The sequence below is a fragment of the Methanospirillum sp. genome, from assembly GCF_035406105.1.
Lineage (GTDB): Archaea > Halobacteriota > Methanomicrobia > Methanomicrobiales > Methanospirillaceae > Methanospirillum.
On sequence record NZ_DAONKG010000321.1, the window covers coordinates 1 to 1913 of the forward strand.

Sequence of the window (1913 nt, forward strand, 5' to 3'; positions counted from 1 at the left end):
CCCTGAAATACCGGTAGTCTGAACAATTTCAGATTTTGCAATAGTGCCACTCACCTTTGCAACTGCCTGGAAATAGGGGACCGATTTGAGTTCATCTGGAACTGCCCAGACAAAGACCCCGTTCTCCTGTGCCCTGGTGGTTACGATGTCATGGAATTCATCATTCACGTTCATTTTGCCGGTGATGGTAACCTCTGCATTGTAGTTTCTCCCGCCGACATATCCGGCAAGAATGGCCGGCTGTCCAGGTTCAGATCCGGGCGGATAATACGCAAGTTTCACCCAGGTGTCACTGGAGACTTTCGGCAGTGGTCCTGCGGTGGGTTTTGGTGTCCAGTCAACCTGGACTGTCGGAAAAAGACCGATGCCGGCAATAGATGAGAGTTCGATATCCCATCCCTGATACGGGTTCCATGAATGTGTCTCAGGGAAATCCGCAATCGCGATCGGGATGAGGGCAAGAACAAGTCCTGCAATAAGAAGACCATAGAGAAAAACCCTGCATAAAGCGGTCTTTCTGATACCCCCATGAAATTTCATATGAATGGATGTACCCTGGAAAAAGAAAGAGTTGCTGAGATGATATAGTGTAAGCCTAGCTTCTTATCGCCCAAGTGTGCTATGGGCCCGTGCAAGATGCTGCGCCGCCAATGCACCAAGAAGGGATAATTCACCGGCAAGAACCCCTGCGGCAATAATCTCAGCAAGTTTCTTGGCATGCGAGCCGGGCGGGTCACCACCTCCGAAGACCCCAAGCATTCTGAGGCATTCAGCCTGCGTTTCGACACTCGTTCCCCCGCCAACCGTCCCGACCGGAAGAGCCGGCAATGTGACTGACACATACACACCTGCCGGGGCAGGATCCACCGTTGTCAGACAGAGCGACCCTTCCACCACATGGGCAGGATCCTGTCCGCAGGCAATAAACATCGCAGCAACAATATTTGCCGCATGTGCATTAAAGCCGTATGAGCCGGCACGGGCAGATCCCACAAGGTTCTTTCTGGTATTCACCTCAAGCAACGAGGGGGCATCAGTCTTCAGTACCCTGCTGATCAGATCCTGAGAGAGTAATACTCCTGCACTGACGGTCTTACCTCTCCCCAGAACAACATTTACCGCCGCCGGTTTTTTGTCAGTACACCAGTTGCCGGAGAGTGCTATCAGGCGGGCACCAGTCTCGCGGGAGATGAGCTCTGATGCTTTCGCTGATGCAATGGTCACCATATTCATCCCCATGGCATCGCCGGTGAAGAACGACAATCTGACAAATACGGATGTACCGGCGGTTGTTACTTCTATCCCGGTAAGTTTGCCAAATCTTGTGGTGGACTCTGCCTCTGCACGAATCTCTGCCTCATGGGACATGATCCACTCGCATACCTCTTTTGCATGGACGATACTGTCGGCGGCAAACACCGGAGCACGGGTCATACCATCCTTCAGGATTCTGACATCAGCCCCTCCTGCCGCGGTAATCAGGCTGCAGCCACGGTTTACTGATGCAATCAATGCTCCTTCAGTTGTTGCAAGCGGGAGATACAGCGTCCCGTCTGCATACTCTCCTTTTATCCGGATCGGTCCGGCAACGCCGAGAGGCACCTGAATCGTCCCGATCATATTCTCACAGTTCTTCTTTACAACTGAGTCCAGAGCAATTGAACAGTCTCCGACCCGGTCAAGGGTGACCCCGGTCTCTTCCTCTATAAACCTCCGGCGGGTTGCAATCGCATCACCTGGAGCCAGTTCTTTTTCAAGTGCATATAATTTCAGTGTTCCATCCCGCAGTCTGCGGAGGTACTCATCCATGCATACCTGTTATACCGGACCGGCCATAACACATGAGGGATGCAGACAAAACGCTGGTGTCTGAAGGTACACCGGTCAGAGGGTGAGAAGACCCGCAGACGGCT

Annotated in this window: 2 protein-coding genes; both read right to left on the reverse strand. The window is 52.6% G+C overall.

Going from position 1 to position 1913, the window contains the following annotated elements; genetic code table 11:
• Positions 1-540, reverse strand: a 540-nt coding sequence (locus PLA23_RS13005; protein WP_324475468.1) for a hypothetical protein, incomplete at its 3' end; no start/stop codon positions are given.
• 63 nt (positions 541-603) lie between these two features.
• Positions 604-1809 (reverse strand): hydroxymethylglutaryl-CoA reductase (NADPH), encoded by a 1206-nt coding sequence (hmgA, locus tag PLA23_RS13010; protein WP_324475470.1) that lies wholly within the window; start codon positions 1807-1809, stop codon positions 604-606.
• Between the last annotated feature and the right edge of the window lie 104 nt (positions 1810-1913).